The sequence below is a fragment of the Streptomyces sp. NPDC050433 genome (genome assembly GCF_044458565.1).
Lineage (GTDB): Bacteria > Actinomycetota > Actinomycetes > Streptomycetales > Streptomycetaceae > Streptomyces.
Window position 1 is genome coordinate 238,907 of sequence record NZ_JBITIB010000004.1, and the last position, 25,276, is coordinate 264,182.

Consider the following 25,276-nt stretch of genomic DNA (forward strand, 5'->3'; position numbering starts at 1 on the left):
GCGATACTGCGGTGGTGCGGTGGTACAGCGTCACAACACGTCAAACACGAACGAGCACGCAGGTGCGGCGAGGACCATGGTTCCCAATGCGCAGGGCAGATGCAAGGGCAGATGCACGTGCACGCGCCCGACTCGTCCAGGGATGTGAAGTTCCGGATTATTTCTTCTGGCGGCTACTTTCGCGCTCTTCCCAAAGGCTTCTCATTTCTGTAATCGAATGAGTACGGGCTGATGCGTTTGATGGCACAATCCGGCTCTCAGGGTTCGGGGGTACTCCGAGAGTGTCGTGGGATAAATAGTGGGAGATGGACCGTATGGGGAGGGTTGGAGACGTGACCGCAGTCGAACCGGGCGGATCCGTGGTGCGGCGCATACTGCTGGGCTCGCAGCTGAGGCGGCTGCGTGAGTCGCGTGGCATCACGCGTGAGGCGGCCGGTTACTCGATCCGCGCGTCCGAGTCCAAGATCAGCCGTATGGAGTTGGGGCGGGTGAGTTTCAAGTCCAGGGACATCGAGGACCTGTTGACGCTCTACGGAGTCGCCGACGAGATGGAACGAGGGTCCCTGATCGGTCTCGCCCGTGAGGCCAACGTCGCCGGCTGGTGGCAGAGCTTCGGCGACGTACTGCCCGGCTGGTTCCAGACGTACATCGGACTCGAAGGCGCCGCCTCGCTGATCCGCATCTATGAAGTCCAGTTCGTGCACGGCCTGTTGCAGACCGAGGCGTACGCCCACGCGGTCGTCAAGCGTGGCATCCCGAACGCGCCCCAGGCGGACATCGACCGCCGCGTCGCGCTGCGCCAGGAGCGCCAGAAGGTGCTCGTCTCCGAGCGTGCCCCGCGCTTCCACGCGGTGCTGGACGAGGCGGCGCTGCGGCGCCCGTACGGCGACCGGTCGGTGATGCGCGGCCAGTTGGCGCATCTGATCGAGATCTCCGAGCATCCGACGGTCACGCTCCAGGTGATGCCCTTCAGCTTCGGCGGGCACGCCGGCGAGAGCGGCGCCTTCACGATGCTGCGCTTCCCCGAGTCGGATCTCTCCGACCTCGTGTACCTGGAACAGCTCACGAGCGCGCTGTATCTCGACAAGCGGGAGGAAGTCACCCAGTACGAACGGGTGATGACGCGACTGCACGAGGACAGCCTCGGGCCGGCCGAGAGCCGTGACCTGCTGCGAGGTCTGCTGCAACTCTCCTGAAGCCGTTGAGCCACACGGGCGGCGATTTTCGGACGTTCTTGAAGCCCCTTGACTCTGACGCAGCGTAAGTATGATGACGTGACATCAGTTTTCCGGTTCTGAGGTTAGGGATCACATGTCCTTCTTCGCCGAACTCGACCAGCAGTACATCGACGGCGAGTGGCGGCCCGGCAGTGGCTCGTGGGACATCATCGATTTCAATCCCTACGACGGCGAGAAACTGGCGTCGATCGCGGTGGCGACGGCCGACGAGGTGGACCAGGCGTACCGGGCAGCCGAGCGCGCCCAGACCACATGGGCGGATACCAACCCGTACGCCAGGAGGCAGGTCTTCGAACGCGCGCTGCGCGTCGTCGAGGACCTTGAGGAAGAGATCACCGAGGCGATCATCGCCGAACTCGGCGGTACGCGCCTGAAGGCGGCCTTCGAGCTGCGTCTCGCCAAGGAACTCCTCCGCGAGGCCGTACAGCTCACGCTGCGCCCCGAGGGCCGGATACTTCCCTCGCCCGTCGACGGCACGGAGAACAGGGTCCACCGCGCCCCCGTCGGTGTGGTCGGCGTCATCAGCCCCTTCAACTTCCCGTTCCTGCTGTCGCTCAAGTCCGTCGCCCCGGCGCTGGCGCTCGGCAACGCCGTCGTACTGAAGCCGCACCAGAACACGCCGATCTGCGGCGGGTCCCTGGTGGCCAAGGTCTTCGAGGACGCGGGTCTGCCCGCCGGACTGCTGAACGTCGTCATCACCGACATCGCCGAGATCGACGACGCGCTGATCGAGCACCCGATACCGAAGGTCATCTCCTTCTCCGGCTCCGACCGGGTGGGACAGCACGTGGCCGTCGTCTGCGCGAAGAACTTCAAGCGCTCCGTACTCGATCTCGGCGGGAACAGCGCGCTGATCGTCCTCGGGGACGCCGATGTCGACTACGCGGTCCACGCGGCGGTCTTCAGCCGGTACGCGTACCAGGGCCCCGTCTGCATGGCGGCGAACCGCATCCTGCTGGACCGCGCGGTCGAGAAGGAGTTCACCGAGAAGTTCGTCGCCAGGGTCAAGATGCTGACCGTCGGCGACCCGGCCGACCCGAAGACGGTCATCGGCCCGCTCATCAGCTCCCAGCAGGCCGACGCCGTCGGCGCGCTGGTCGACGAGACCGTCGCGGCGGGCGCGACCGCGCTGGTGCACGGCACCGTCGACGGCAATCTCGTCTCACCGACCGTGCTGACCGGGCTGCCTCTCGACTCGCCCGTCCTGACCCAGGAGATACTCGGCCCGGTCGCGATCCTGCTGCCCTTCGACGGCGTGGACGAGGCGATCAGGGTCGCCAACGACACCCGGTGCGGGCTCAGCGGCGCCATCCACACCGGCGATGTCGAGCGGGGCGTCCGGGTCGCGCGGCGGATCAACACGGGCATGATCCACATCAACGACAGCACGGGTCATCACGAGCCGATCGTCCCGTTCGGCGGTGAGAAGCACTCCGGTGCGGAGTGGGTGAACGCCGAGTCGATGGTCGACGCCTTCACCACGCAGAAGTGGATCTCGGTGCAGTACGGGCGATCGACCTTCCCGTTCTGACCGTGCGGCGGCAGCGGCCGTGACCGCCGCGATCGACACCGCTGCCACGCGAGTGATTCCAGCAGTTCCGCGGCCCTTCGCACGTCGTCGCTCACCTCGGTGCGCTCCGCCTCCGTCAACTCGACGGCGGCGGCCCGCCCGAGGAAGCCGCGTGCCTCCTCGATGTCGTTCAGACGCTGCGCGACATCGCCGCGCAGCACGAGCAGCCGGTAGAGCTGCACGGCGGTCGGCGACGCGCCCTCCTTACCGAGGCCGCCGTCGCTCGCCCCGGCTTTCAGCCCCGACCGGAACGCGCCGTACATCGTGTCGACGTCGTCGGTCAGCACCTGGCAGCCGCTGATCGACCCGGTGGGCTCGTACGCCTTCATCGCGAAGAACTGCAGTTCCACATTCCCGCGCTCGACGACCGCGTAGGGGTAAGGGCTCTTCTGTAGGAAGGTGATCTCGAAGCCGAGTGCCGAGTAGAAGTCGACTACGGGTTGGATGGTCTGACACGGGAGGAGCGGGATGGTCTTCTCTGTCAGGCCGAGTAGTCTAGTCAAAGTTGAATAGAAGGGTACGGCGATGTCAGCGATCCGGCTTCTGGTGCTCGGTGCCGTGCGCCAGCACGGCCGCGCGCACGGCTATCAGATCCGCAACGACCTGGAGTTCTGGGGCGCGCACGAGTGGTCGAACGCCAAGCCCGGCTCGATCTACCACGCGCTGAAGCAGATGGCGAAGCATGGCGAACTGCTGGCGCACGAGGTCGCGCCGAGCACGGCGGGCGGTCCGCCGCGCACCGAGTACGAGCTGACGGAGGCGGGGACCGCGGAGTACTTCCGGCTGCTGCGCGAGTCCCTGGTCGCCTACGACCAGAAGATGGACGTGCTGTCGGCCGGTGTGGGCTTCATCGTCGACCTGCCGCGCGCCGAGGCTGTCGAGCTGCTGAGGGAGCGCGTGCGTGCGATCGAGGGCTGGCGGGCGGCCGTGACCGAGCACTACACGCCCGAGGACGGCCCGGAACAGCTCGGGCACATCGGCGAGATCATGAACATGTGGATCAGTCAGGCCGACTCCGGGGTGGAGTGGACGCGCGGTTTCATCGAGCGCATCGAGGCCGGCGCCCATGTCTTCGCGGGTGAGGGCGACCCGTTCGTCGGAGTGCTCGCCGAGGGTGAGGAGAACCCGTACGCGACGGGCACCCCCGCCGAGGGTGACGACGACTGACGGTGGCGGGCGACGGCTGACGCGGTGGGACACTCTCTCTAATCAAGTTTGATTAATTCAATCTCCTGAGCTACCTTTTCGGGCTTGTAGTCAAATTTGACTACGTGGCGGAGGGGCTGGGAGGCGAAGGCATTGACTGACGCGACGGACGCGATCGTCATGGAAGGCGTACGCAAGCGATACGGCGAGAAGCCCGCCCTGGACGGGCTCGACCTGGTGGTGGCGCGCGGCACCGTGCACGGGGTTCTCGGCCCGAACGGAGCGGGCAAGACGACGGCCGTACGGGTGCTGGCCACGCTGCTGCGGCACGACGAGGGAGTGGCGCGGGTCGCGGGGCACGACCTCCGTACGGAGGCGCAGGAGGTGCGCCGGCGGATCGGACTGCTCGGACAGCACGCGGCCGTGGACGAAGAACTGAGCGGGCGGCAGAACCTGGACATGTTCGGGCGGCTCCACCACCTGGGCGCCCGGCGGGCCGCGTCGCGCGCCGGCGAACTGCTGGAGCGCTTCGGGCTCGCCGACACGGGACGCAAGGCGATCAAGCAGTACAGCGGGGGCATGCGGCGCCGCCTCGACCTGGCGGCCTCGCTGATCACCGATCCGGCGGTGCTCTTCCTGGACGAGCCGACGACGGGGCTCGACCCGCGCGGGCGGGCCGAGGTGTGGTCCGCCGTGCGCTCACTGGCCGGCGCGGGCACGACCGTACTGCTGACCACCCAGTATCTGGAGGAGGCCGACCAGTTGGCGGACCGGATCTCGGTCGTCGACAGCGGACGCGTGATCGCCGAGGGGACGGCGGACCAGCTGAAGGCGGAGGTCGGCGGCGACCGGATCGATGTGGTCGTGCGCGACCCGGGTCAACTGACCACAGTGGCACGGTTGTTCGGGGACGAGGCGACGGTGGACGAGGACCGCCGGCTGGTCAGCGTGCCCGCCGTGGACCGGATGGCGGCGCTGAGCAGGGCCGTACGGGATCTGGAGGCGGCCGGGATCGAGGCGGAGGACGTCGCGGTGCGCAGACCGACGCTGGACGAGGCTTTCCTGCGGCTGACGCACCGTACGAAGGAGGCCGTATGAGTACGACGAACGCCTGGGTGCTCACCGACAGCTGGACGATGACGCGCCGTGAACTGGCCCACTGGCAGCGGCAGCCGGTCCAGGTGGTCGTCGGGCTGGTCTTCCCGGTGATGCTGCTGCTGATGTTCGGCTACCTGATGGGGGCGGGGCGCGGCATCGAGGGTGAGTACATCGGCTTCCTCGTCCCCGGAATGCTCGCGCTGACCATGGTCTTCGGGCTGGAGTCCACCATGCTGGCCGTCACCCAGGATCTGGGCAAGGGGGTCATCGACCGGTTCCGCTCCATGCCGATGGCCTCCTCGGCGGTGCTGGTGGGCCGGAGCGTCGCGGACATGATGCAGTCGGCGCTGAGCCTGGTGGTGATGATCGGGGTCGGTTACGCGCTCGGCTGGCGCTGGCACGGCGGATTCGCGGCGCTGCTGGGGGCGGTGGGGCTGTTGTTGCTGCTGCGCTTCGCGATGCTGTGGCTGGGCATCCAGCTGGCGATGGTGGCCGGGAAGCCGGAGATGGTGCAGGCGGTGCAGATCCTGGTCTGGCCGATCGGTTTCTTCTCCAACGCCTTCGCGACACCGCAGTCCATGCCGGGCTGGCTGGGGACCGCGGTCGAGTGGAACCCGCTGTCGGCGACGGCAACCGCGGTACGTGATCTGGCGGGCGTTCCGGGGCAGTTGAGCGGTTCGTGGGCGGCGGAGCACGCGCATCTGCTGGCGGTGGTGTGGCCGGTGATGCTGATCGCGCTGTTCTTCCCGCTCGCCGTGGGGCGCTTCCGCAGGCTCAGCCACTGATCTTCGGGCGATCGGTGGCGTGCGGACGCCACCGGTCGCCGGGGGGGGCGGAACCTTGGCGGGGTTCGGGGCCATTCATGCGCGTGATCTCCACGTCCACGCGCCGGTCAATGGTGGAAGGCGGTCGCCGCCGACTTGTCCCGGCCCAAGGGGTGTGGCTGGCGCCGCAGTTCCGGCAGCAGCAGCCGCAGATCGGCGAGCAGCAGCGCGGCGAGGTCGGCCGAGAATCCGTTGCGGCACACCACGCGCAGGACGGACAGATCCTCGCGGTTGGCCGGGAAGGTGTAGGCGGGCATGAGCCAGCCGTGCTCCCGCAGCCGCCGCGAGACGTCGAAGACGTCGAAGTTCGTGACGTGGGGCGCGGTGGTGAAGGCGAAGACGGGCAGTTCGTCGCCCCGTGTGAGCAGCCGGAAGTCGTCGATCGCCCCGATCTGCTCGGCCAGCCCGCAGGCCACGTCCCGCGCGGTCTGCTGGACGGCGCGGTAGCCGTCCCTGCCCAGCCGCAGGAACGTGTAGTACTGGGCGACGACTTGTGCGCCGGGCCGCGAGAAGTTCAGCGCGAAGGTGGGCATTTCCCCGCCCAGGTAGTTGACGCGGAAGACCAGTTCCTCGGGCAGTTCGGCCGACGTGCGCCACAGCGCCCAGCCGACGCCCGGGTAGACCAGGCCGTATTTGTGCCCGGAGGTGTTGATCGAGGAGACACGCGGGAGCCGGAAGTCCCAGACGAGGTCCTCGTCGAGGAACGGCGCGACCATCGCGCCGGACGCGCCGTCGACATGGACGGGGATGTCCAGACCGGTGCGCTCCTGGAGGGAGTCGAGGGCCGCGCACAGCTCGGCGACGGGTTCGTACGAACCGTCGAAGGTGGAGCCGAGGATGGCCACGACCCCGATGGTGTTCTCGTCGCAGAGATCGGCGGCGCCCTGCGGGTCGAGATGGAAGCGGTCGCCCTCCATGGGAAGGAGGCGGGCCTCGACCTCCCAGAAGTTGCAGAACTTCTCCCAGCAGACCTGGACGTTGACACCCATGACGAGATTGGGCTTCGCACTCCCCGGATAACGGTCCCGGTGCTTCGCCGTCCAGCGGCGCTTGAGCGCGAGCCCGGCGAGCATGCATGCCTCGCTGGAGCCGGTGGTCGAGCAGCCGACGGCGGCGGACGGGTCGGGGGCGTTCCAGAGATCGGCGAGCATCGTGACGCACCGCCGCTCCAACTCGGCGGTCCGCGGGTACTCGTCCTTGTCGATCATGTTCTTGTCCCGGCACTCCGCCATCAGCACACCGGCCTGCCGCTCCATCCAGGTGGTGACGAAAGTTGCCAGATTGAGCCGGGAGTTGCCGTCCAGCATCAGTTCGTCATGGACCAGCTGGTAGGCCGTGGACGGGGGCATGGGGCCGTCGGGCAGCCGGTGCGTGGGCGGGGCGGACTCCATGTCGCCGGTCGGGTCGGCCTCCCCGAAGAAGGGGTTGAGCGACAGCCGCCGCCGCTCGGCGTGGTCCTCCGCCGGATCGTCCGCCGGGCCCCGCATGTTGCCCTCGGCGCGCTGCCTACCGTGTTGCAGTGCCATCGGTTTCCCTGTCTCCCGTGGTCGCGCTGGTCAGTTGCCGAGACCGGCCTTGATGGCGCGGGTGAATTTCACGACCCGCTCGGCCTGGACGCGGGCGGCGGTCAGCGTCTGTTCGTTCACCGGGAGGTCGCCCTGTCCCGAGACGTGCGACGTGCCGTACGGATTGCCGTCGACGTACTTCGACTCGTCCGTGTAGCCGGGCGCCACGAGGATCCCGCCGAAGTGGTGGATCGTGTTGTAGAGGGCGAGCAGCGTCGTCTCCTGACCACCGTGCAGCGTCGCCGACGCCGTGAAGCCGCTGTAGACCTTGTCGGCGAGCCGCCCCTCCTGCCAGAGGCCGCCGAGGGTGTCGAGGAACTGCTTGAGCTGCGCCGAGACATTGCCGTAGCGGGTGGGGGAGCCGAAGATCACGGCGTCCGCCCAGCGCATGTCGTCGGGCGTGGCCTCACCGATGTCGGCGGTCGCCTCGATGTTGGCGGCCCAGGCCGGATTGGTGTCGATCGCCACCTGCGGGGCGAGCTCGGCGACCTTGCGGAGCCGTACGGCCGCTCCCGCCGCCTCCGCGTCCTTGGCGATGGCCTTGGCCATGGTGGTGAGGGTGCCGGTGGCGGAGTAGTAGATCACGGCGACGTTCACGGACGTGGGCATGGTGGCTACCTCGGTCGTCAGGGTGCGGCGGCGGGGACGTCAGGCGAGACGATACGGACAAAACGGGCCGTCGGCTCGCCGGGCGTCCGTTTGGCCCCGGGCTGTCACCGCAGGGCCTTGCCGTCCGCGCCGACCTGCATCCGCGGGCGACCGGTCACCAGCAGCCAGGCGGGCAGGATGGCCACGCACAGCAGGGGGAGGATGTTCGGATCGGCGGCGAGTACGGCCGCGGTGAACAGGCTCAGCCAGCCGTGCCGGGTGATGGCGAGCAGCATCCCGAGCACGGCGCAGACGACCCCCAGGGTCGGGTTCACGGAGGGCACGAGCGCGTGGGCGCAGAGTCCGAGCGCGACACCGATGAAGACGGACGGGAAGATCCGCCCGCCGCGGAAGCCGCACGCCGCGGCGATCACCAGCGCGACCGCCTTCACCACGGCCATCTGTGCGAACGACCCGGCCGACCAGCCGTCCGGGTCGGCGGCCAGAGTCCTGGCCTCGTCCAGGCCCTTGAAGAGGGTGAGATATCCGCCGAGCGCCCCGAGGAGGCCGAGCAGCAGTCCGCCGAGGGTCAGGGCGAGCACGGGGTGCCCCAGGCGCCGGAAGGCGGTGTGGACGTACGGGAAGGCGTACACACCGGCCAGTCCCAGAGCTGCGGCGGCCGGCGCGATCACGATTGCGGCCAGGAGGTCACCCCAGTGGGTGCCGGGATAGGGGGGCAGGGACAAGTTGAAGGTCGGCTGCGAGATCAGCACGGTCATCAGCCCCGCGGCTCCGGCGGCCACCAGTGGCCCGAAGAGCTTGTCCCAGAGCGAGCCCGGCCCCGGTCGGCCGGCGAGCGTCTCCGTCAGGACCAGCGCGGCGGCCACGGGGGTGCCGAACAGCGCCCCGATCGTGCCGGCGGCGGCCAGCGGGACCCAGATCGCGGCCGGGGCCTCGGGAGCGGCTTTGCGACCGAGCCAGTAGGTGAGCGCGATGTTGGCCGCGGTGATCGGGTTCTCCGGTCCGAGGCTCACCCCGCCCGCCAGTGCCAGCACGGCGGCCAACAGCAGACCGGGCACGATGCCTGGCGGCAGTGGGGGGTCGACGAGCCCGGTCGTGGCGGGGTCGGGTCCCGCGTGCCCGTACACCTGCCAGACGACGAGGCCCACCGCGAGCCCGGTCGCCGTGAGCATCACGATCATCCAGAGGGAGGAGTGGGCGCCGATGCCGAGAGCGTCGGGGAGTGTCTGCCAGAGCACGTCCTTGAGCAGATCGGCGAGCTCGCTGATCCCGAGCAGGACGAGGCTCGCGACCACACCGACAAGCAGGGAGGGAAGGATCAGCGGGAGGAGCGTACGCCCCGAAGGGGCCGGAGGGGCGGACGGAGCGTCAGTGGCCACGCGCATACCGTAATGGCACAAATGCCGCAAAGCGTCCTCGTTGGAGGGATCGCTCGCCGAGGGCCGGGGACGGGGCCGGGGATGAAAAGCGCGCTTCGTCACCGGGCCGTGCCGATCGCAATCTCTGCGGACCGGGTGGAACCTCAGCCAGGGGCGGAGCGTTGATAGCTTTGGGCAGCCGACAACCGCTGATGGCGGCTGGACGACGCTGATGCAGCGACGGCCGATTTCGACGATCGACCGACTATCGACTCAGGAGCCCGGACCTCGTGGAAACCCTTGCGCTCGGACCGAGCTGGCTCGACCCGGACTATCTGATCGGGACCTTCGGTCTGATCGGTGTCCTGGTCATCGTGTTCGCCGAATCAGGCCTGCTCATCGGCTTCTTCCTGCCGGGCGACTCGCTGCTGTTCACCACTGGGCTGCTGGTGACCTCCGGCACGCTGGACAGGCCGCTGTGGCTGGTCTGTGTCCTGATCGTGCTGGCGGCGATCATCGGTGACCAGGTCGGCTATCTCTTCGGCCGCAAGGTCGGCCCCGCGCTGTTCAAGCGTCCCGACTCCAAGTTCTTCAAACAGGAGAACGTGGAGAAGGCCCACGAGTTCTTCGAGAAGTACGGTCCCAAGTCGTTGGTGCTGGCCCGCTTCGTGCCGATCGTGCGGACGTTCACGCCGATCATCGCGGGCGTCAGCCGGATGAACTACCGGTCGTTCGTCACGTTCAACATTATCGGCGGCGTGCTCTGGGGTGCGGGCGTCACGCTGCTCGGTGCGGCGCTGGGCAAGATCGAGTTCGTACACAAGAACATCGAGATGATCCTGATCCTGATCGTGCTGCTCTCCGTGCTGCCGATCGTGATCGAGTTCATGCGGGCGCGTTCCAAGTCCAAGAAGGCCGCTGCGGCGGGCGAGTCGGCGGAGCCGGCAAGGCCCGCGGGATATGGGCCTCCGGGCGACCACAGCCAGGTGCCGCAGGACTTCCAGACCCAGCAGCTCCGGGTCACGCGCGACGAGTACGGCGCCCCCGTCTCCCAGTCGTACGGTGCGCCGGACGACCCGGAGTCCCCGCCGCGCGGGCGCCACGCCAGGCGCTGACGGCCCGGCTCCCCGGTCAACGAATCAGGCGCATCAGCCACACCGCCCGCACCGCCGGATCAGAAGCCGCGCGTCCGCTTGGCCGCGCGGCGGCTCGCCCCGCGTCCCGTACCCGGCACTTGCAGGAACAGCCGGGAGATCTCGCCGCCGAAATTCACCCCGATGGCGATCGCCAAGGCCAGCGCCGCGGCCTTGGACAGCGAGGCCAGCCCGTCGTCCACATGGTTCTGCGCGAGACCGAGCAGACCGAAGTACGTCGCCGAGCCGGGCAGCAGCGGCCCGATCGCGGCGGTGACGTACGGCAGCGCCGACGCGAACTGGTACCGCGAGAACAGTTGCCCGAAGAGCCCCACCACTCCGGCGGCGACCGCGGTCGCCGCCACCGGCGAGATCCCGCCGGTGTCATGCATCGCCCCGTAGACGGTCCAGGCCACGCCCCCGTTCAGGGCCACCATCAGCACGGTGGATCGTTCCTGCTGGAGCAGGATCGCGAAGGCGAAACTCAGCGCCACGGCGGCGCAGATCTGCAGCACCGGCCGCCCCTCGCCGGGCTGAAGAGCCGACTCCGGGTCGAGCTGGGCGTCCAGCTGGACGCCCAGATACAGCGCGATCAGCACCCCCATCACGATCGCGATGAAGAAGTACATGACTTCGAGCAGCCGCGCGGCGGCGGTGATGTAGTAGCCGGTCAGCCCGTCCTGCACGCCGGCCACCAGAGCCCGCCCCGGCAGCAGCGCGAACAGACCACCGGTGATCACGGCGGACGGCCGGCCCTCCCAGTTCATGGCGGGCCCGGCCACGGTCAGCGCCACCCCTATCGCGGCCGGCGGCATCGCCGCGGCCACGAACTGGTAGAACTCCGGAATCCCGCGCCCCGCGCACAGCCACGCCAGCCGGTCGCCGAGCATCGCGCCGATCATCGCCGCGAGGAAGACCACCAGATCACCACCGACCAGCACCGACGCGGACCCGGCCAGCAGCCCGCTCGCGCCGGTCAGAGCCCAGCCCGGATACGGATGCCGGTTACGCCTGATCTCCGCCAGCCGCCGGTACGCCTCCTCCAGGGTGACGTCCGTGTCCTCGGTGGTGATGTCGTCGACGAGGTGGAAGACGGCGGACAGCCGTGTGTAGTCGGTGCCCCGCCTGCGTACGGTACGACTGGCCGACACCGGGTCGTCCACCAGCGATGGCTGGTACGAGATCGACAGCAGCGTGAAGGTGACGTTCGGCTCGCAGCGGTCGAGACCGTACGCGCGGCTGACCGCGAACATCGCGGCCTCGACGTCCTCGGCCCCCTCACCGCCCGCCAGCAGCAACTCGCCGATACGCAGCGTCAGGTCGAGCACGCGCGGCACGGCCGGCCCGGCCTCGTCGTGCCGCTGCACGATCTCCACCACCGGCCGGTCCCCGGCCGGCATCCGCAGCAGCGTACGCATCTGGTCCTGCCACGGCGCCTCCTTGGGCAGCCGCACGACGGGCATGCCCTGCGCCGGTGTGAACGCCGGGGGCGACTCCCGCGCGCGGTAGGTCCGCGGCGGGTCGAAGGCGGACCGCTCGGTCTCCTGCGTGCTCTCCGGGCTCAGGCCCCGCGGAATCGCGAATTCCGAGGTGGGGCTGTCCTCCTCGGGGGCCGGCACCTGTTCCGTCCCGGCCGGTGGAGTGAAGGCGCTGTGCGACTCGTCGGACGGAGACTTACGGTCCTCCGCCTCGTCCCGCTCGGCCACCACAGATCTCGCCCTCACTCACTCTCGTCGGTGCCGCTCCGGCACGGTTCGCACAACCACCGTTCAGTATGGACACGGGCGCCGGGATGGGCGCACGCGAGCGGCGGGCAGCGCACCCGCATGGTGCGCTGCCCGCCGCTCGTGCCCCCCGGCTGCCGACCCGTCAGGGCCCGGCAACGTTCAGGGCCTGTCCGTGGGACACGCGCTCAGTGCGCGCCGCCCTGCGCCTCAAGGCGCTTGTACGAGGCCTCGATCTCGGCCTCCGCCTCGGCGCGGCCGACCCAGTCCGCGCCCTCGACCGACTTGCCGGGCTCCAGGTCCTTGTAGACCTCGAAGAAGTGCTGGATCTCCAGGCGGTCGAATTCCGACACATGATGGATGTCCCGCAGGTGCTCCACGCGCGGGTCCGAGGCGGGGACGCACAGCAGCTTGTCGTCGCCACCGGCCTCGTCCGTCATCCGGAACATGCCGATCGCGCGGCACTTGATGAGACAGCCGGGGAACGTCGGCTCGTCCAGGATGACCAGCGCGTCCAGCGGGTCGCCGTCCTCGCCCAGGGTGTTCTCCACGAAGCCGTAGTCGGCCGGGTAGCTGGTCGAGGTGAAGAGACGACGGTCAAGGCGGATCCGGCCGGTCTCGTGGTCCACCTCGTACTTGTTTCGCGAACCCTTAGGGATCTCGATGGTGACGTCGAACTCCACGGGTGGCTCCTCCATGATCAACACAACTGTCGGTGATGCTGCTGTCGGTCGGTGGTACCGCGCGTCACCGGGGCCGACCCGGTGGTACCGAGCAGGATCGGCCATCGCTGGCCGGGGCACCGTGCTCGTCGCAACGCGCAGTGATTAAGTGTCCCCCACGCAGCTGTGTGATCGCGAAAGGGGCTGGTCAACCGTGCTTGAGCCGAAAGTGTGGCAGCTCACGGCAGGTTCCGCCGTGCTCGGCCTGGTACTGGCGGCCGGGGCGGTGGCCATGGCCGGCCCCTGGGACAACGGTCAGCGTAAGGCCGAGCGCGACCGGGTGGCCGCCCAGGGCCGTACAGGTGGCGCACATCACGGAGGACAGTCCGCGCGCACACCCGCGCCCGCGCCCAGCGCCGCCGGTGTGCTCGACGAACTCGGCGCGCCGGTCGAGTCCCTGTCCGCCCCCGCCGATCTCCCCGCCGATCTGAGGAACACCCTCGGGCCGCTGCTCGGCTCTCCCGACCTCGGCCCCGCGCCCGCGGCGTCCGTCGTGGACGTCGCGACGGGTGAGCAGTTGTTCGGCGAGCGCGCCGACCGGGCGATGACACCGGCCTCCACGATCAAGATCGCCACGGCGGTCGCCACGCTTTCCGCGCTCGGCCCCGACCACCGCATCCCCACGACCGTCGTCACCGCTGACGGCAAGGGCAAGGGCGACGACAAGGGCAAGGGCGGGAGTGGGAGCGGGAACGACGACGGCAAGGGCGACGAGGATCCGACCGAGATCACCCTCGTCGGCGGCGGCGACGCCACCCTCGACCGCAAGGGCCTGCGCGCCCTCGCCGAGGACACCGCCAGGGCGCTGCGCGACCGCGGCGTCCACCGGGTCACCCTCCGCTTCGACGTCTCCCTCTACTCCGGACCGCGCGAGCACCCGATCGGCCCCAACGACAACATCGCGCCGGTCACCGCCCTGATGGCGGGCCAGGGCCGCCTCGACGACTCCGCCCGCGACTCCTTCGGCGGCCCGGCACCGCGCAGCGGCGACCCGGCGGGCGACGCCGCCGACGTCTTCGCCGAACTGCTGCGCGAACGCGGCCTCAAGACCTCGAAGCCCCCGACCCTGGGCAAGGCGCCCAAGGACGCTGACCGCCTCGCCGTGACGTACTCGCGCCCCATGTCCGCCCTGGTCGAACGGATGCTGACGAACAGCGACAACGACATCGCCGAGTCACTCGTCCGGCAGACCGCCCTCAAGACGGGCAGACCCGCGAGCTTCACCGGCGCCCAACAGGCCGTCCAGGACGAACTCAAGGAGCAGAAGCTGCCCGTCGACGGGGCGCTCCTGCGCGACGGCAGCGGTCTCAACCGCCACGACAGGATCACCTCCGGCCTCCTCACCGCGCTGCTCGCGCGCGCGGCCGACCCCGACCGGCCCGAGTTGCGGCCGGTCCTCACCGGCCTCCCGGTGGCCGGATTCAGCGGGACGCTCCAGGGCCGGTACGCCGACGCCGACGCGATCACCGGCAGCGGCCTCATCCGCGCCAAGACCGGCACGCTGACCGGCGTGAACTCCCTGGCGGGGACGGTCGTCGGCCCCGGCGGACGGCTTCTCGCCTTCGCCTTCCTGGCGGAAGAGGCCCCGGCCCCCGATACGGCCCAACGGGCCCTGGACCACCTCTCGGCGGAGCTGGCGTCCTGACCGGGCGCGTCCCGGCGCCCGGACAGCGGCACGGGACGCCCGCACCGGCGCCGGCGCGGACCGGCCGGGACAGCGACAGCCCGGCCGACACCCCGCCGCCTTCCGGCCCGAGCACGTACGGTTGACGCATGACGAGCATCGGTGGGGCCGAGATGGTGGACTGGAATCTCGCGGTGGCAACCGCGACCCGCCTCGCGCGGCCGGGACCGGAAGTGAGCCGGGACGAGGCCCGCGAGATCGTCGCCGAGCTGCGGCGGCACGCCAAGGCGGCCGAGGAGCATGTGCGCGCCTACACGCGGATGATCCCGGAAGGCCATGAGCCACCGGACACCCCGGTCCTGGTCGTGGACCGGGCGGGCTGGATCAAGGCGAACGTCGCGGGCTTCCGCGAACTGCTCAAGCCGCTCCTCGACAAGATGCAGGACCGCCGCTCGGGCACGGCGGGCGGCGCCGTCCTCGGCGCCGTGGGCGGCAAGGTGACCGGCGTCGAGCTGGGCATGCTGCTGTCGTTCCTGTCCTCCCGCGTCCTCGGCCAGTACGAGACGTTCGCGCCGCCGAGCCGTGACCTCCCTTCGAGCGACGGAGGCGGCGGCCGACTGCTGCTCGTCGCGCCGAACATCGTGCACGTCGAGCGCGAACTCCAGGTCGACCCGCACGACTTCAGACTCTGGGTCTGCCTGCACGAGGAGACCCACCGCACCCAGTTCACCGGTGTGCCGTGGCTCCGTGACCACCTTGAGGGTGAGATCCAGTCATTCCTGGAGGAGACCGAAGTCGACCCCTCGACCGTCGTGGAACGCCTGCGTGAAGCGGCCCAGTCGCTCACCGGCAGCCGTCCCGAGGGCGAGGAGGAGGACGACGGCCGCAGCCTGGTCGAACTGGTGCAGACCCCCGGCCAGAAGGAGATCCTCGGCCGCCTCACCGCCGTCATGTCGCTGCTCGAAGGCCACGCCGACTACGTGATGGACGGCGTCGGGCCGCAGGTCGTGCCCTCGGTGGCGGAGATCCGCGAGAAGTTCCAGCAGCGCAGGGCCAAGGGCGCCAGCCGGCTCGACCAGGCGCTGCGCAAACTGCTGGGCCTGGACGCGAAGCTGCGGCAGTACCGGGACGGGGAGCGTTTCGTACGAGCCGTGGTGGACGAGGTCGGCATGGACGGCTTCAACCGCGTCTGGACCTCCCCCAACACCCTTCCCACGAAGGGGGAGATCGCCAAGCCGGCGGACTGGATCGCACGGGTGCACCGCAAGGCCGAGTCGTAGGACTCCCAGGGCCCCAGGACTCTCAGGGTTCGTAGGGTTCCCAGGACTCCTGAGACCCCTGAGACTCCTGAGAGGGTGCCGCGAGGCCCGTGCCGGATGTCAACGTGCACAGGTGTCCACCGGAATGGGCCAGCATCACCCATCCGAGGGACCGTGGGCGCTGGGTAGGCGTGCAATGCTCGGAGAACGGCCCGGTTCTGTCACCATTGACGCACTCTGTGTGACTGAATCCCGTCCCTACTCCGACCGAGGCACCCCCCAAATACCACGAAGGGCACCGGACATGGGTCCCCATCCTGCGGTCGCGGCGATACGCCTGGCGGTCCGCCGCGTACTCCACGACATCATCACCGAATGCTCCGAACGCGCGAGCTCCGACACCGAGCGCTCCCGGCCCACCCCGGCAGCCGCTGCCGACCGCGCCGCCGCACCGCCCCCGACCGACAGCCGGCCGCTGGTCCTGGTCGCCTGCTCCGGAGGCGCCGACTCCATGGCCCTCGCCTCCGCCCTCGCCTTCGAGGCCCGCAAGCTCTCTGTCCGCGCGGGCGCCGTCACCGTTGACCACGGCCTCCAGGCCGGATCCGATCTCCGTGCCGCCGAAGTCGTCTCCCGGCTCGCCGCCATGCGGCTCGACCCCGTCGAGTCCGTCGCCGTGACCGTCGGCCGCGACGGAGGCCCCGAGGCCGCGGCCCGCGACGCGCGCTACGCCGCCCTCGACGCCGCCGCCGAGCGCCACGGTGCCGCCGCCGTCCTGCTCGGCCACACCAGGGACGACCAGGCCGAGACCGTCCTGCTCGGCCTCGCCCGGGGCTCCGGCACCCGCTCGCTCTCCGGGATGGCCCCCGTCTCCGGCGCCACCGGACGCTACCGCCGCCCGTTCCTCCAACTCGACCGGCAGACCGCCCGCAAGGCCTGCCTGGTCCAGTCGATCCCGGTCTGGGACGACCCGCACAACGCCGACCCCGCGTACACCCGCTCGCGCCTGCGCCACGAGGGCCTGCCCGCCCTGGAGAAGGCGCTCGGCAAGGGCGTCGTCGAGGCCCTGGCCCGTACGGCACAGCTCTCCCGCGACGACGCCGACGCCCTCGACGCCTGGGCGGCCGACGTCGAGTCCGCCGTACGGGACGACGCCGGACAGCTGGAATGCGCCAAGTTGTACGCCCTGCCGCCCGCCGTACGGCGCCGCGTGCTGCGCCGGGCCGCCGTGGTCGCCGGGGCACCCGCCGGGTCGCTCTTCGCCCGGCACATCGAGGAGATCGACCGCCTGATCACGGGCTGGCGAGGGCAGGGAGCCATCAATCTGCCGGGCCGCGTCGAGGCCCAACGGCAGGGTGGCAGACTGGTCATCCGGCAGGGCTGAAGCGCTGAAGCACGACGGCTGTGTCTACCGGGGTGGCGAGTTCCGGCCTCCTGGCCGACAACGAAAGTGATGCGGGTGGACGACAAGGACATGGGCGCCGACCTCAAGTCGGTGCTCATCACCAAGGAAGAAATCGACGCCAAGCTGGTCGAACTGGCCGCCAAGATCGACGCGGAGTACGCGGGTAAGGACGTCCTCCTCGTCGGCGTCCTCAAGGGCGCCGTCATGGTGATGGCGGACCTGGCGCGTGCCCTGTCCACCCCGGTGACGATGGACTGGATGGCCGTGTCCTCGTACGGCGCCGGGACGCAGTCGTCCGGTGTGGTCAGGATCCTCAAGGACCTGGACACCGACATCAAGGGCAAGCACGTCGTGATCGTCGAGGACATCATCGACTCGGGTCTGACGCTCTCATGGCTGTTGTCGAACCTCGGTTCGCGCGAGCCCGCCTCGCTGGAAGTCTGCACGCTGCTCCGTAAGCCGGATGCCGCAAAGGTCGCGATCGATGTGAAATGGATCGGTTTCGACATTCCCAATGAGTTCGTCGTCGGTTATGGCCTTGATTACTCGGAGAAGTACCGGAATCTTCCATTCGTCGGCACGCTCGCCCCCCATGTGTACGGCGGCTGAGCCGGCCACCGAGCCCGCCGGGCCGGACCGGGAACCCCGGCGCCCGTCCCGCCGTTGGAGCATGGGAAGACGGGTTTACCGGCAGTCCCGCGCGGTCGCGGGTGACAATGCTGGGGTACCGTCCGAAGAACAGTCTTTTCTCACAGCAGCATTTACCTACGGGCAGGAGGGACGGGGCGTTCTCGCTCCGTATGGATGGACGTGAAGCGATACTTCCGTGGGCCGGTCATGTGGATCGTGCTGGCCGTCCTCGCCGTGGTCGTGTTGATGCAGGTCGTCGGCTCGTCGGGCGGCTACAAGACGGTGGACACCGGCGAGGTCGTCCAGGCGATCGACAAGAACCAGGTCGACCAGGTCAAGCTGACCACAGGCGACGAACAGACCATCAAGATCGACCTCAAGGACGGTCAGAAGGTCCAGGGCGGCGACAAGGTTCAGGCCAGCTACATCGGCTCGCAGGGCTCCGCTCTGGCCGAGAAGCTGCAGAACAAGTTCGAGAGCGGTGACATCAAGCAGGGCTACACGGTCTCGCCTTCCAAGCAGAGTCCGTTCATCTCTGTGCTGCTCACCCTGCTGCCCTTCATCCTCATCGTCGTGGTCTTCCTGTTCCTGATGAATCAGATGCAGGGCGGCGGCTCCCGAGTCATGCAGTTCGGGAAGTCCAAGGCCAAACTCATTACGAAGGACACCCCCAAGACGACGTTCGCCGACGTCGCGGGGTCCGACGAGGCCGTCGAGGAACTTCACGAGATCAAGGAGTTCCTTCAGGAGCCCGCGAAGTTCCAGGCCGTCGGCGCCAAGATCCCGAAGGGCGTGCTGCTCTACGGCCCGCCCGGTACGGGTAAGACACTGCTCGCCCGCGCCGTCGCCGGTGAGGCCGGCGTCCCGTTCTACTCGATCTCCGGTTCCGACTTCGTCGAGATGTTCGTCGGTGTCGGTGCCTCCCGAGTTCGTGACCTCTTCGAGCAGGCCAAGGCGAACGCCCCGGCGATCGTCTTCGTCGACGAGATCGACGCCGTCGGCCGGCACCGCGGTGCGGGCCTCGGTGGTGGCCACGACGAGCGCGAGCAGACGCTCAACCAGCTGCTCGTCGAGATGGACGGGTTCGACGTGAAGGGCGGCGTCATCCTGATCGCCGCCACGAACAGGCCCGACATCCTCGACCCGGCGCTGCTGCGTCCGGGACGGTTCGACCGTCAGATCGCCGTCGACCGCCCCGACATGCAGGGCCGTCTGGAGATCCTCAAGGTCCACCAGAAGGGCAAGCCGGTCGCCCCGGACGTCGACCTGGGCGCTGTCGCCCGTCGTACGCCCGGCTTCACCGGCGCGGACCTGGCGAACGTGCTGAACGAAGCGGCGCTCCTGACGGCGCGCAGCGACAAGAAGCTCGTCGACAACCACTCGCTGGACGAGGCCATCGACCGAGTCGTGGCGGGCCCGCAGAAGCGGACCCGGATCATGTCCGAGAAGGAAAAGAAGATCACCGCCTATCACGAGGGCGGCCACGCCCTGGTCGCGGCGGCGTCTCCGAACTCCGACCCGGTGCACAAGATCACGATCCTGTCCCGCGGCCGGGCCCTCGGTTACACCATGGTCCTGCCGGACGAGGACAAGTACTCGACCACGCGCAACGAGATGCTCGACCAGCTCGCCTACATGATGGGCGGGCGCGCGGCGGAGGAGCTGGTCTTCCACGACCCGACCACCGGCGCGGCCAACGACATCGAGAAGGCGTCGGCGACGGCACGGGCCATGGTCACGCAGTACGGCATGACCGAGCGGCTTGGCGCGATCAAGTTCGGCGGCGACAACACGGAGCCCTTCGTCGGGCGTGAGATGGGCCACCAGCGTGACTACTCGGAAGAGGTCGCCGCGCTGGTCGACGAAGAAGTGAAGAAGCTGATCGAGACGGCGCACAACGAGGCCTGGGAGATCCTCGTCGAGAACCGCGACGTTCTCGACAACCTGGTCCTCGCGCTGCTGGAGAAGGAGACGCTCAACAAGGATCAGATCGCCGAGATCTTCTCGACGATCGTGCGGCGCCCGGCCCGTCCGGCCTGGACCGGTTCCTCGCGGCGTACACCTTCGACACGTCCGCCGGTGCTCTCGCCCAAGGAGCTGGCCCTCACGAACGGGGCGACCGGTAGCAACGGCGCGCTTCCCGGTGTGGCGACCGGCGACTCGTCGGCCGAGGCCGTCCCGGAGGAGCGTCCGGAGAGCTGATCCCGAGCCTCTTACCAGGCCCGGAATAGATGCCGCGTCCCACAGGTCTTAGCCTGGTGGGGCGCGGCATTTGTGTGGCCGCGCATGGAACGGCGGAGGAACGAGGCCCAGATGACCAACCCCGTGAGGCTCGACGGCGCGGGTGTGATCGGCGAGTTCGACGAGAAGCGGGCCGAGAACGCCGTCCGGGAGCTTCTGATCGCGGTCGGGGAGGACCCGGACCGTGAGGGCCTGCGTGAGACGCCGGGCCGGGTGGCCCGCTCGTACAAGGAAATATTCGCGGGACTGTGGCAGCGGCCCGAGGACGTCCTGACGACGACGTTCGACATCGGCCACGACGAGATGGTCCTGGTCAAGGACATCGAGGTACAGAGTTCCTGCGAACACCACCTGGTGCCGTTCCACGGTGTCGCGCACGTCGGGTACATCCCGTCGACCGACGGCAAGATCACCGGGCTGTCGAAGCTGGCGCGCCTGGTGGACGTCTATGCCCGCAGGCCGCAGGTCCAGGAGCGGATGACCACGCAGATCGCGGACTCGCTGATGACGATCCTGGAACCGCGCGGCGTGATCGTGGTCGTCGAGTGCGAGCACATGTGCATGTCCATGCGCGGGGTACGGAAGCCCGGTGCCAAGACGATCACCTCGGCGGTACGCGGACAGCTGCGCGACCCGGCGACCCGTAACGAAGCGATGAGCCTGATCATGGCCCGCTGAACCACCGTGAGCGCTACGGCCGCCGCGAGTGCCGGTGCGGTCAGGCGCGGGTGGCGCCCGGGCCCCGCCCCAGGTTCTCGTCGTCGGGCCCTTCGGGCAGTTTGCAGACCCGCTCCAGGAAGAACGCGGCGGCGATCACCGCGATGCCGGCCACCACGGAGAATCCCGCGTAGATGGCCTGGTCCCGTCGGGCGGGGATGTCCAGGGAGCCGAGCAGGAAGACGCCCGTCCCGCCGTACATCCCGGCGACCAGCGCCGCGACCAGCGCGCTCGCGTGGCCGAAGACGACCGCGCGGGCCGCCATCAGCGGATCCACGCCCTTGGCCCCCGGCCGGCGCTCGCGCTGGGCGCGCAGCCGGGAGCGCAGCGAGAGTGCCGTCGCCGCGAGGACGACGGCGATCAGCCCGAGCACGATGGGCGCGGCCAGGGGCACGCTGGGCAGGGTGCCGAGCGAGTCCCACAGGCGCGCACCGGCCCACGAGAGCACCCCGGCCACGGCGAAGACGCCCGCCAGAACCCTGATCCGCAATTGCCTCACCGCGTGAGCCCGCCCTTCACCGTCATCCTCACCGGTGCACACCACCCGCGCACACCGCCGCCGCCTGTGGTCGGTCGGACCGACCGACCGACCGACCGCCGACCGACCGATTCGCAGAGCCTAACGACTAGTCGGGCAGGCGAAGTTCCAGGTCCGCTCGCGGTTCCACGCCGTCCTGCTCCACCACGGCGAGCAGTTCGGAGACCGCGCCCCGACCGGCCAGCAGCGCCTCGGGCTCCACGTCGTGCCAGGGCACGAGCACGAAGGCCCGCTGATGTGCGCGCGGGTGCGGCAGGGTGAGCACCGGGTCGTCCGAGACGACGTCCGCGTACGCCACGATGTCGACATCGATCGTGCGCTGCCCCCAGCGCTCCACGCGGACGCGGTCGAAGGCCTCCTCGACGGCCTGAGCGCGCTCCAGCAGGGACGAGGGCGGCAGCGTGGTCTTCACCACGACGATCGCGTTGAAGTACGAGGGCTGGGAGCCCGGTTCGACGCCCCAGGGCACTGTCTCGTACACCGGGGAGACGGCCTTGACCCGAAGGCCCGGCGTGTCCTCCAGCGCGTCGATGGCGCCCTGAAGGGTCTCCAGCCTGTTGCCGAGGTTGGATCCGAGGCTGATCACGGCGCGTTTCGGATTGGACAGGGTGACGTCCGCCGCGTCGACCTGAGCCACCACGGAGGCCGGCACCGGCTGAACGGTCGGGTCGCTCTGGGGATTCATACTCGGCTCCGGGTGATGGTGATGGTCACATCGTCGAAGGGCACCGTGATCGGGGCGTCCGGCTTGTGCAGCGTCACCTCGACCTCGTCGACGCCGTCGTGCTTCAGACACTGTTCCGCGATGCGCTCGGCGAGCGTTTCGATGAGGTCGACCGGCTCGCCCCGCACGATGGCCACGACCTCCTCGGCCACGACTCCGTAGTGGACGGTTCTCGCGAGGTCGTCTCCGGCCGCGGCGGGGCGGGTGTCGAGGCTCAGCACCAGATCCACGATGAAGGTCTGCCCCTCCTCGCGCTCGTGGGGGAAGACGCCATGGTGCCCACGAGCCTTGAGCCCGCGCAGCGCGAGACGGTCCACGCGAATCACTCCTGCTGTCGTTGGTCAAGTGGGGCACTATGCCGTATGCGGAGGCGGATGTCCCGGTCGAATCTACTCGCGGGCACCGACACGACCTGCCCGTGGGGGCCTCGGACGCCGCGGACAGCGCCCGCGGCGGGCTTCGCGTCACAGGGACCGCAGGGTAGCCCCAGCGGCGCGGAACCGCCTCTCGTAGGGTCGCTTACCCACTCAGGCGGGAGTTTCGTCGTCCTGCTCGTCGTCGGTTTCGGCCAGTACCGGTGAGCCGTGGTGGGACCAGACCCGCCAGCCGTCGGGGGTGCGGCGGAAGACGTTCGTGGCGACCACCAGCTGGCCCACGAGCGGGCCGAGCGCGCCGCTCTCCTCGGCCGGTCCGCCACTGAGGATGTTCTCGGTGCAGGTCACGAGGGCGGTGTCACCGGCGACGGACACCACGACATCCGTAAGGAAGAACTGGATGTACTCGGTGTTGGCCATGATCAGCGCGTACGAGCGCAGCACCTCGCCCCGGCCCGAGAGCACCGGCCAGCCGGGGTGGACGCAGCTGACACCGGGGTTGTCGCCGTCCAGCCAGAGCTCGGACAGCTCGTCGAGATCCCCGCGCTCCATGGCTTCGTAGAAGGCCGTGTTGAGGGCGTCGACCTGTTCCCTGTCGGTCCCGCTCGGCAGGCTCCTCACCGGGCTCCCTCGACTGCGCGCGCCACGCGGACGGCGTCGGCGGTCGCCCGTACCTCGTGCACCCGTACCGCCCAGGCGCCCTCGTGCGCGGCGATCGCCGAGACGGCGGCGCTGGCCGCGTCCCGCTCGCGCGCGGGCGGCGGTCCGCCGGCACCGGCCAGTACGTGGCCGAGGAACCGCTTGCGGGACGCGGCGACCAGCAGGGGTCTGCCCAGCTCCCGCAGGTCCGCCTGGTGGGCCAGCAGCGTGAGATCGTGCTCGGCGCCCTTGGCGAAGCCGAGGCCGGGGTCGATCACCAGGCGCTCGGCGGCGATACCGCCGGCGATCACCGCCTCCATGCGCTCGCGCAGTTCGGCCACCACCTCGGCGACGACGTCCGTGTAGTGCGCGCGGCTGTTCATCTCCTGACTGAAGCCGCGCCAGTGCATGACGACGAAGGGCACGCCCGCGGCGGCGACCACGGGCACCATGGCCGGATCGGCGAGGCCGCCGCTGACGTCGTTGACCAGGACGGCGCCGGCGGCCACCGCCCGCTCGGCGACGGAGGCCCGCATGGTGTCCACGGACACGGTGACGCCCTCTGAGGCCAGGCCCCGCACGACGGGCACGACGCGCCGCAGCTCCTCCTCCTCGTCCACCCGCGAGGCGCCGGGGCGGGTGGACTCGCCGCCGACGTCCACCAGGTCGGCGCCCTCGGTGACCAGATCGAGGCCTCGCTTGACGGCGGTGGTGGTGTCGAACCAGCGACCGCCGTCGGAGAAGGAGTCGGGCGTCACGTTGACGACCCCCATGACCGCGCAGCGGTCCCATTCCGGCAGGCCGTCGACCGTGCCCCTGCCGCCCTGCGCACGCAACGTACTCATACGTCCCACCCTAGGCCCGTCGAAGGGAAGCCCCACCGGAGGACGCGGTCGGAACGCGGTCAGGACGTGTTCGGGGCGCGGTCAGGAGGCGGCGATCTGGGCGACGGTCTCCAGTTCCACCTCGGTGCGGGGGATCGCCTGCGCGTCGGCGTCGATCGAGCGGCGCAGCGCCTCGTGCAGCCGGGCCGGGGTCAGCACACCGAGGAAGCGCCCCGTCTCCTCCTTGTCGATGACGGCGATCCAGCCGGCGTCGTGCTGGAGCATCGTGGAGAACGCCTGCTTGAGTGAGGCCCCGACGGGCAGCCAGGCCTCCATCCGACGGGCGTGCTCGCGAACGGTGCCCGAGAGGCCGGTCTGCTCGGTGGAGATCCAGCCGTGCAGATTGTCCTCGGCGTCCAGGACGACCGCCCAGCGCGCGCCCTCCTTTGAAAGCTTCGCCGCGGCGGCCCGCAACGGGTCGTCGAGATGCAGGACGGGCGGCTGCTCCAGGTCGCCCTCCTCGATCGGTGTGACCGAGAGCCGCTTCAGGCCTCGGTCCGCGCCGACGAAGTCGGCGACGTACGGCGTGGCGGGCGCGCCCAGGACCGCGGCGGGGGCGTCGAACTGCTCGATCGTGCCCTGCCCGAAGACGGCGATCCGGTCACCGAGCCGGACCGCCTCCTCGATGTCGTGCGTGACGAAGAGCACGGTCTTGTTGACGGCGGCCTGGAGCTTCAGGAACTCGTTCTGGAGGTGTTCGCGTACGACGGGGTCGACCGCGCCGAAGGGCTCGTCCATCAGCAGGACGGGCGGATCGGCGGCCAGCGCCCGTGCCACGCCGACGCGCTGGCGCTGTCCGCCGGAGAGCTGCTCGGGGTAGCGGTCGCCGTAGACGGACGGATCGAGGCCGACCAGGTCGAGGAGTTCGGCGGCACGCTCCCGGCCCTTGCCGCGCTGCCAGCCGAGGAGATGGGGGACGGTCGCCGTGTTGTCCAGGATCGTCTTGTGCGGGAACAGGCCGACCTGCTGGATCACATAGCCGATCCGGCGGCGGAGTTGAACGGGATCGATGGTCGATATGTCGTCCCCGTCCATGAATATCCGGCCTTCGGTCGGTTCGGTCAACCGGTTGACCATCTTCATCGTGGTGGTCTTGCCGCAGCCCGACGGTCCGACGAGCGTGACCAGCTCGCCCGCTCCGACCTCCAGGCTGAGGTCGTCGACGGCCGTGGTGCCGTCCGGGTACCGCTTGGTGACGTGCTCGAATCGGATCATGATTTCCCCATTGTGACGGGTCTTGTGTGAAGGCAATGTTGC

General features: G+C 69.5%; 23 protein-coding genes and 1 pseudogene. 12 read left to right on the forward strand and 12 right to left on the reverse strand.

Annotated elements, in window-relative coordinates; translation table 11 throughout:
- Window positions 1–314 precede the first annotated feature (314 nt).
- Complete coding sequence (locus ACIBLA_RS07560; RefSeq protein ID WP_363241874.1) at window positions 315–1,196, forward strand: helix-turn-helix transcriptional regulator; 882 nt, start codon at window positions 315–317, stop codon at window positions 1,194–1,196.
- Window positions 1,197–1,311: 115 nt separating this feature from the next.
- Entirely contained in the window at window positions 1,312–2,769 is a 1,458-nt protein-coding gene (locus tag ACIBLA_RS07565; protein ID WP_363241875.1) for an aldehyde dehydrogenase family protein, read from the forward strand.
- 62 nt (window positions 2,770–2,831) lie between these two features.
- Here the strand turns inward: ACIBLA_RS07565 and ACIBLA_RS07570 are convergent.
- A pseudogene (locus tag ACIBLA_RS07570) lies at window positions 2,832–3,293 on the reverse strand (hypothetical protein); the annotation flags it as partial.
- A gap of 40 nt (window positions 3,294–3,333) precedes the next feature.
- Between ACIBLA_RS07570 and ACIBLA_RS07575 the strand changes: the two are divergent.
- The 3 genes from ACIBLA_RS07575 to ACIBLA_RS07585 all read left to right on the forward strand — a co-directional run bounded on the left by ACIBLA_RS07575 (window position 3,334) and on the right by ACIBLA_RS07585 (window position 5,837).
- Window positions 3,334–3,975, forward strand: a complete 642-nt coding sequence (locus tag ACIBLA_RS07575; protein ID WP_363241876.1) for a PadR family transcriptional regulator — start codon at window positions 3,334–3,336, stop codon at window positions 3,973–3,975.
- 159 nt (window positions 3,976–4,134) lie between these two features.
- Window positions 4,135–5,052, forward strand: a complete 918-nt coding sequence (locus ACIBLA_RS07580) for an ATP-binding cassette domain-containing protein (RefSeq protein ID WP_363241910.1) — start codon at window positions 4,135–4,137, stop codon at window positions 5,050–5,052.
- Window positions 5,049–5,837: an ABC transporter permease gene (locus ACIBLA_RS07585; RefSeq protein WP_363241877.1), complete on the forward strand. Its 789-nt coding sequence runs from the start codon at window positions 5,049–5,051 to the stop codon at window positions 5,835–5,837. The genes ACIBLA_RS07580 and ACIBLA_RS07585 overlap by 4 nt, the downstream gene beginning before the upstream one ends.
- 107 nt (window positions 5,838–5,944) lie before the next feature.
- On the opposite strand, the gene ACIBLA_RS07590 is transcribed toward ACIBLA_RS07585, so the two are convergent.
- The 3 genes from ACIBLA_RS07590 to ACIBLA_RS07600 form a co-directional block, all read right to left on the reverse strand.
- On the reverse strand, window positions 5,945–7,363 hold the full coding sequence (locus ACIBLA_RS07590) for a glutamate decarboxylase (RefSeq protein ID WP_363241911.1): 1,419 nt from the start codon (window positions 7,361–7,363) through the stop codon (window positions 5,945–5,947).
- Between the two features lie 69 nt (window positions 7,364–7,432).
- Window positions 7,433–8,050 (reverse strand): NAD(P)H:quinone oxidoreductase, encoded by a 618-nt coding sequence (gene wrbA / locus ACIBLA_RS07595; RefSeq protein ID WP_363241878.1) that lies wholly within the window; start codon window positions 8,048–8,050, stop codon window positions 7,433–7,435.
- Window positions 8,051–8,154: 104 nt separating this feature from the next.
- Window positions 8,155–9,429 (reverse strand): ion channel protein, encoded by a 1,275-nt coding sequence (locus tag ACIBLA_RS07600; RefSeq protein ID WP_363241879.1) that lies wholly within the window; start codon window positions 9,427–9,429, stop codon window positions 8,155–8,157.
- A gap of 269 nt (window positions 9,430–9,698) precedes the next feature.
- Between ACIBLA_RS07600 and ACIBLA_RS07605 the strand changes: the two genes are divergently transcribed.
- Window positions 9,699–10,523, forward strand: a complete 825-nt coding sequence (locus tag ACIBLA_RS07605; protein ID WP_363241880.1) for a DedA family protein — start codon at window positions 9,699–9,701, stop codon at window positions 10,521–10,523.
- A 59-nt stretch (window positions 10,524–10,582) separates the two neighbouring features.
- Here ACIBLA_RS07605 and ACIBLA_RS07610 read toward each other — a convergent pair whose 3' ends face one another.
- Both ACIBLA_RS07610 and ACIBLA_RS07615 read right to left on the reverse strand, forming a co-directional pair.
- On the reverse strand, window positions 10,583–12,250 hold the full coding sequence (locus tag ACIBLA_RS07610; protein ID WP_363241912.1) for a threonine/serine exporter family protein: 1,668 nt from the start codon (window positions 12,248–12,250) through the stop codon (window positions 10,583–10,585).
- A gap of 203 nt (window positions 12,251–12,453) precedes the next feature.
- Window positions 12,454–12,948, reverse strand: a complete 495-nt coding sequence (locus ACIBLA_RS07615) for an inorganic diphosphatase (RefSeq protein WP_003968257.1) — start codon at window positions 12,946–12,948, stop codon at window positions 12,454–12,456.
- A 193-nt stretch (window positions 12,949–13,141) separates the two neighbouring features.
- Between ACIBLA_RS07615 and dacB the strand changes: the two genes are divergently transcribed.
- The 6 genes from dacB to folE all read left to right on the forward strand — a co-directional run bounded on the left by dacB (window position 13,142) and on the right by folE (window position 20,821).
- Window positions 13,142–14,632: a D-alanyl-D-alanine carboxypeptidase/D-alanyl-D-alanine-endopeptidase gene (gene dacB / locus ACIBLA_RS07620; protein ID WP_399198051.1), complete on the forward strand. Its 1,491-nt coding sequence runs from the start codon at window positions 13,142–13,144 to the stop codon at window positions 14,630–14,632.
- 128 nt (window positions 14,633–14,760) lie between these two features.
- Window positions 14,761–15,891 carry a zinc-dependent metalloprotease gene (locus ACIBLA_RS07625; protein WP_363241882.1) on the forward strand — a complete coding sequence of 377 codons (1,131 nt, stop codon included), beginning with the start codon at window positions 14,761–14,763 and terminating at the stop codon, window positions 15,889–15,891.
- A 283-nt stretch (window positions 15,892–16,174) separates the two neighbouring features.
- Entirely contained in the window at window positions 16,175–17,251 is a 1,077-nt protein-coding gene (gene tilS, locus ACIBLA_RS07630) for a tRNA lysidine(34) synthetase TilS (protein ID WP_363241883.1), read from the forward strand.
- A 69-nt stretch (window positions 17,252–17,320) separates the two neighbouring features.
- Window positions 17,321–17,881, forward strand: a complete 561-nt coding sequence (gene hpt, locus ACIBLA_RS07635; RefSeq protein WP_363241884.1) for a hypoxanthine phosphoribosyltransferase — start codon at window positions 17,321–17,323, stop codon at window positions 17,879–17,881.
- Between the two features lie 195 nt (window positions 17,882–18,076).
- Window positions 18,077–20,104: an ATP-dependent zinc metalloprotease FtsH gene (gene ftsH, locus ACIBLA_RS07640; protein WP_363241885.1), complete on the forward strand. Its 2,028-nt coding sequence runs from the start codon at window positions 18,077–18,079 to the stop codon at window positions 20,102–20,104.
- Between the two features lie 111 nt (window positions 20,105–20,215).
- Window positions 20,216–20,821, forward strand: a complete 606-nt coding sequence (gene folE / locus ACIBLA_RS07645; RefSeq protein ID WP_363241886.1) for a GTP cyclohydrolase I FolE — start codon at window positions 20,216–20,218, stop codon at window positions 20,819–20,821.
- A 40-nt stretch (window positions 20,822–20,861) separates the two neighbouring features.
- On the opposite strand, the gene ACIBLA_RS07650 is transcribed toward folE, so the two are convergent.
- The 6 genes from ACIBLA_RS07650 to ACIBLA_RS07675 form a co-directional block, all read right to left on the reverse strand.
- Entirely contained in the window at window positions 20,862–21,359 is a 498-nt protein-coding gene (locus ACIBLA_RS07650; protein WP_363241887.1) for a DUF3180 domain-containing protein, read from the reverse strand.
- Window positions 21,360–21,486: 127 nt separating this feature from the next.
- Entirely contained in the window at window positions 21,487–22,083 is a 597-nt protein-coding gene (gene folK / locus ACIBLA_RS07655; RefSeq protein ID WP_399198052.1) for a 2-amino-4-hydroxy-6-hydroxymethyldihydropteridine diphosphokinase, read from the reverse strand.
- Complete coding sequence (gene folB / locus ACIBLA_RS07660) at window positions 22,080–22,439, reverse strand: dihydroneopterin aldolase (protein WP_363241889.1); 360 nt, start codon at window positions 22,437–22,439, stop codon at window positions 22,080–22,082. The genes folK and folB overlap by 4 nt, the downstream gene beginning before the upstream one ends.
- Before the next feature lie 210 nt (window positions 22,440–22,649).
- Window positions 22,650–23,108 (reverse strand): nuclear transport factor 2 family protein, encoded by a 459-nt coding sequence (locus tag ACIBLA_RS07665; RefSeq protein ID WP_363241913.1) that lies wholly within the window; start codon window positions 23,106–23,108, stop codon window positions 22,650–22,652.
- Between the two features lie 5 nt (window positions 23,109–23,113).
- The gene (gene folP, locus ACIBLA_RS07670; RefSeq protein ID WP_363241890.1) at window positions 23,114–23,980 is read right to left on the reverse strand and encodes a dihydropteroate synthase; all 867 of its coding nucleotides are present in this window, start codon (window positions 23,978–23,980) and stop codon (window positions 23,114–23,116) included.
- An 81-nt stretch (window positions 23,981–24,061) separates the two neighbouring features.
- Window positions 24,062–25,234, reverse strand: a complete 1,173-nt coding sequence (locus ACIBLA_RS07675; protein WP_399198054.1) for an ABC transporter ATP-binding protein — start codon at window positions 25,232–25,234, stop codon at window positions 24,062–24,064.
- Window positions 25,235–25,276 lie beyond the last annotated feature (42 nt).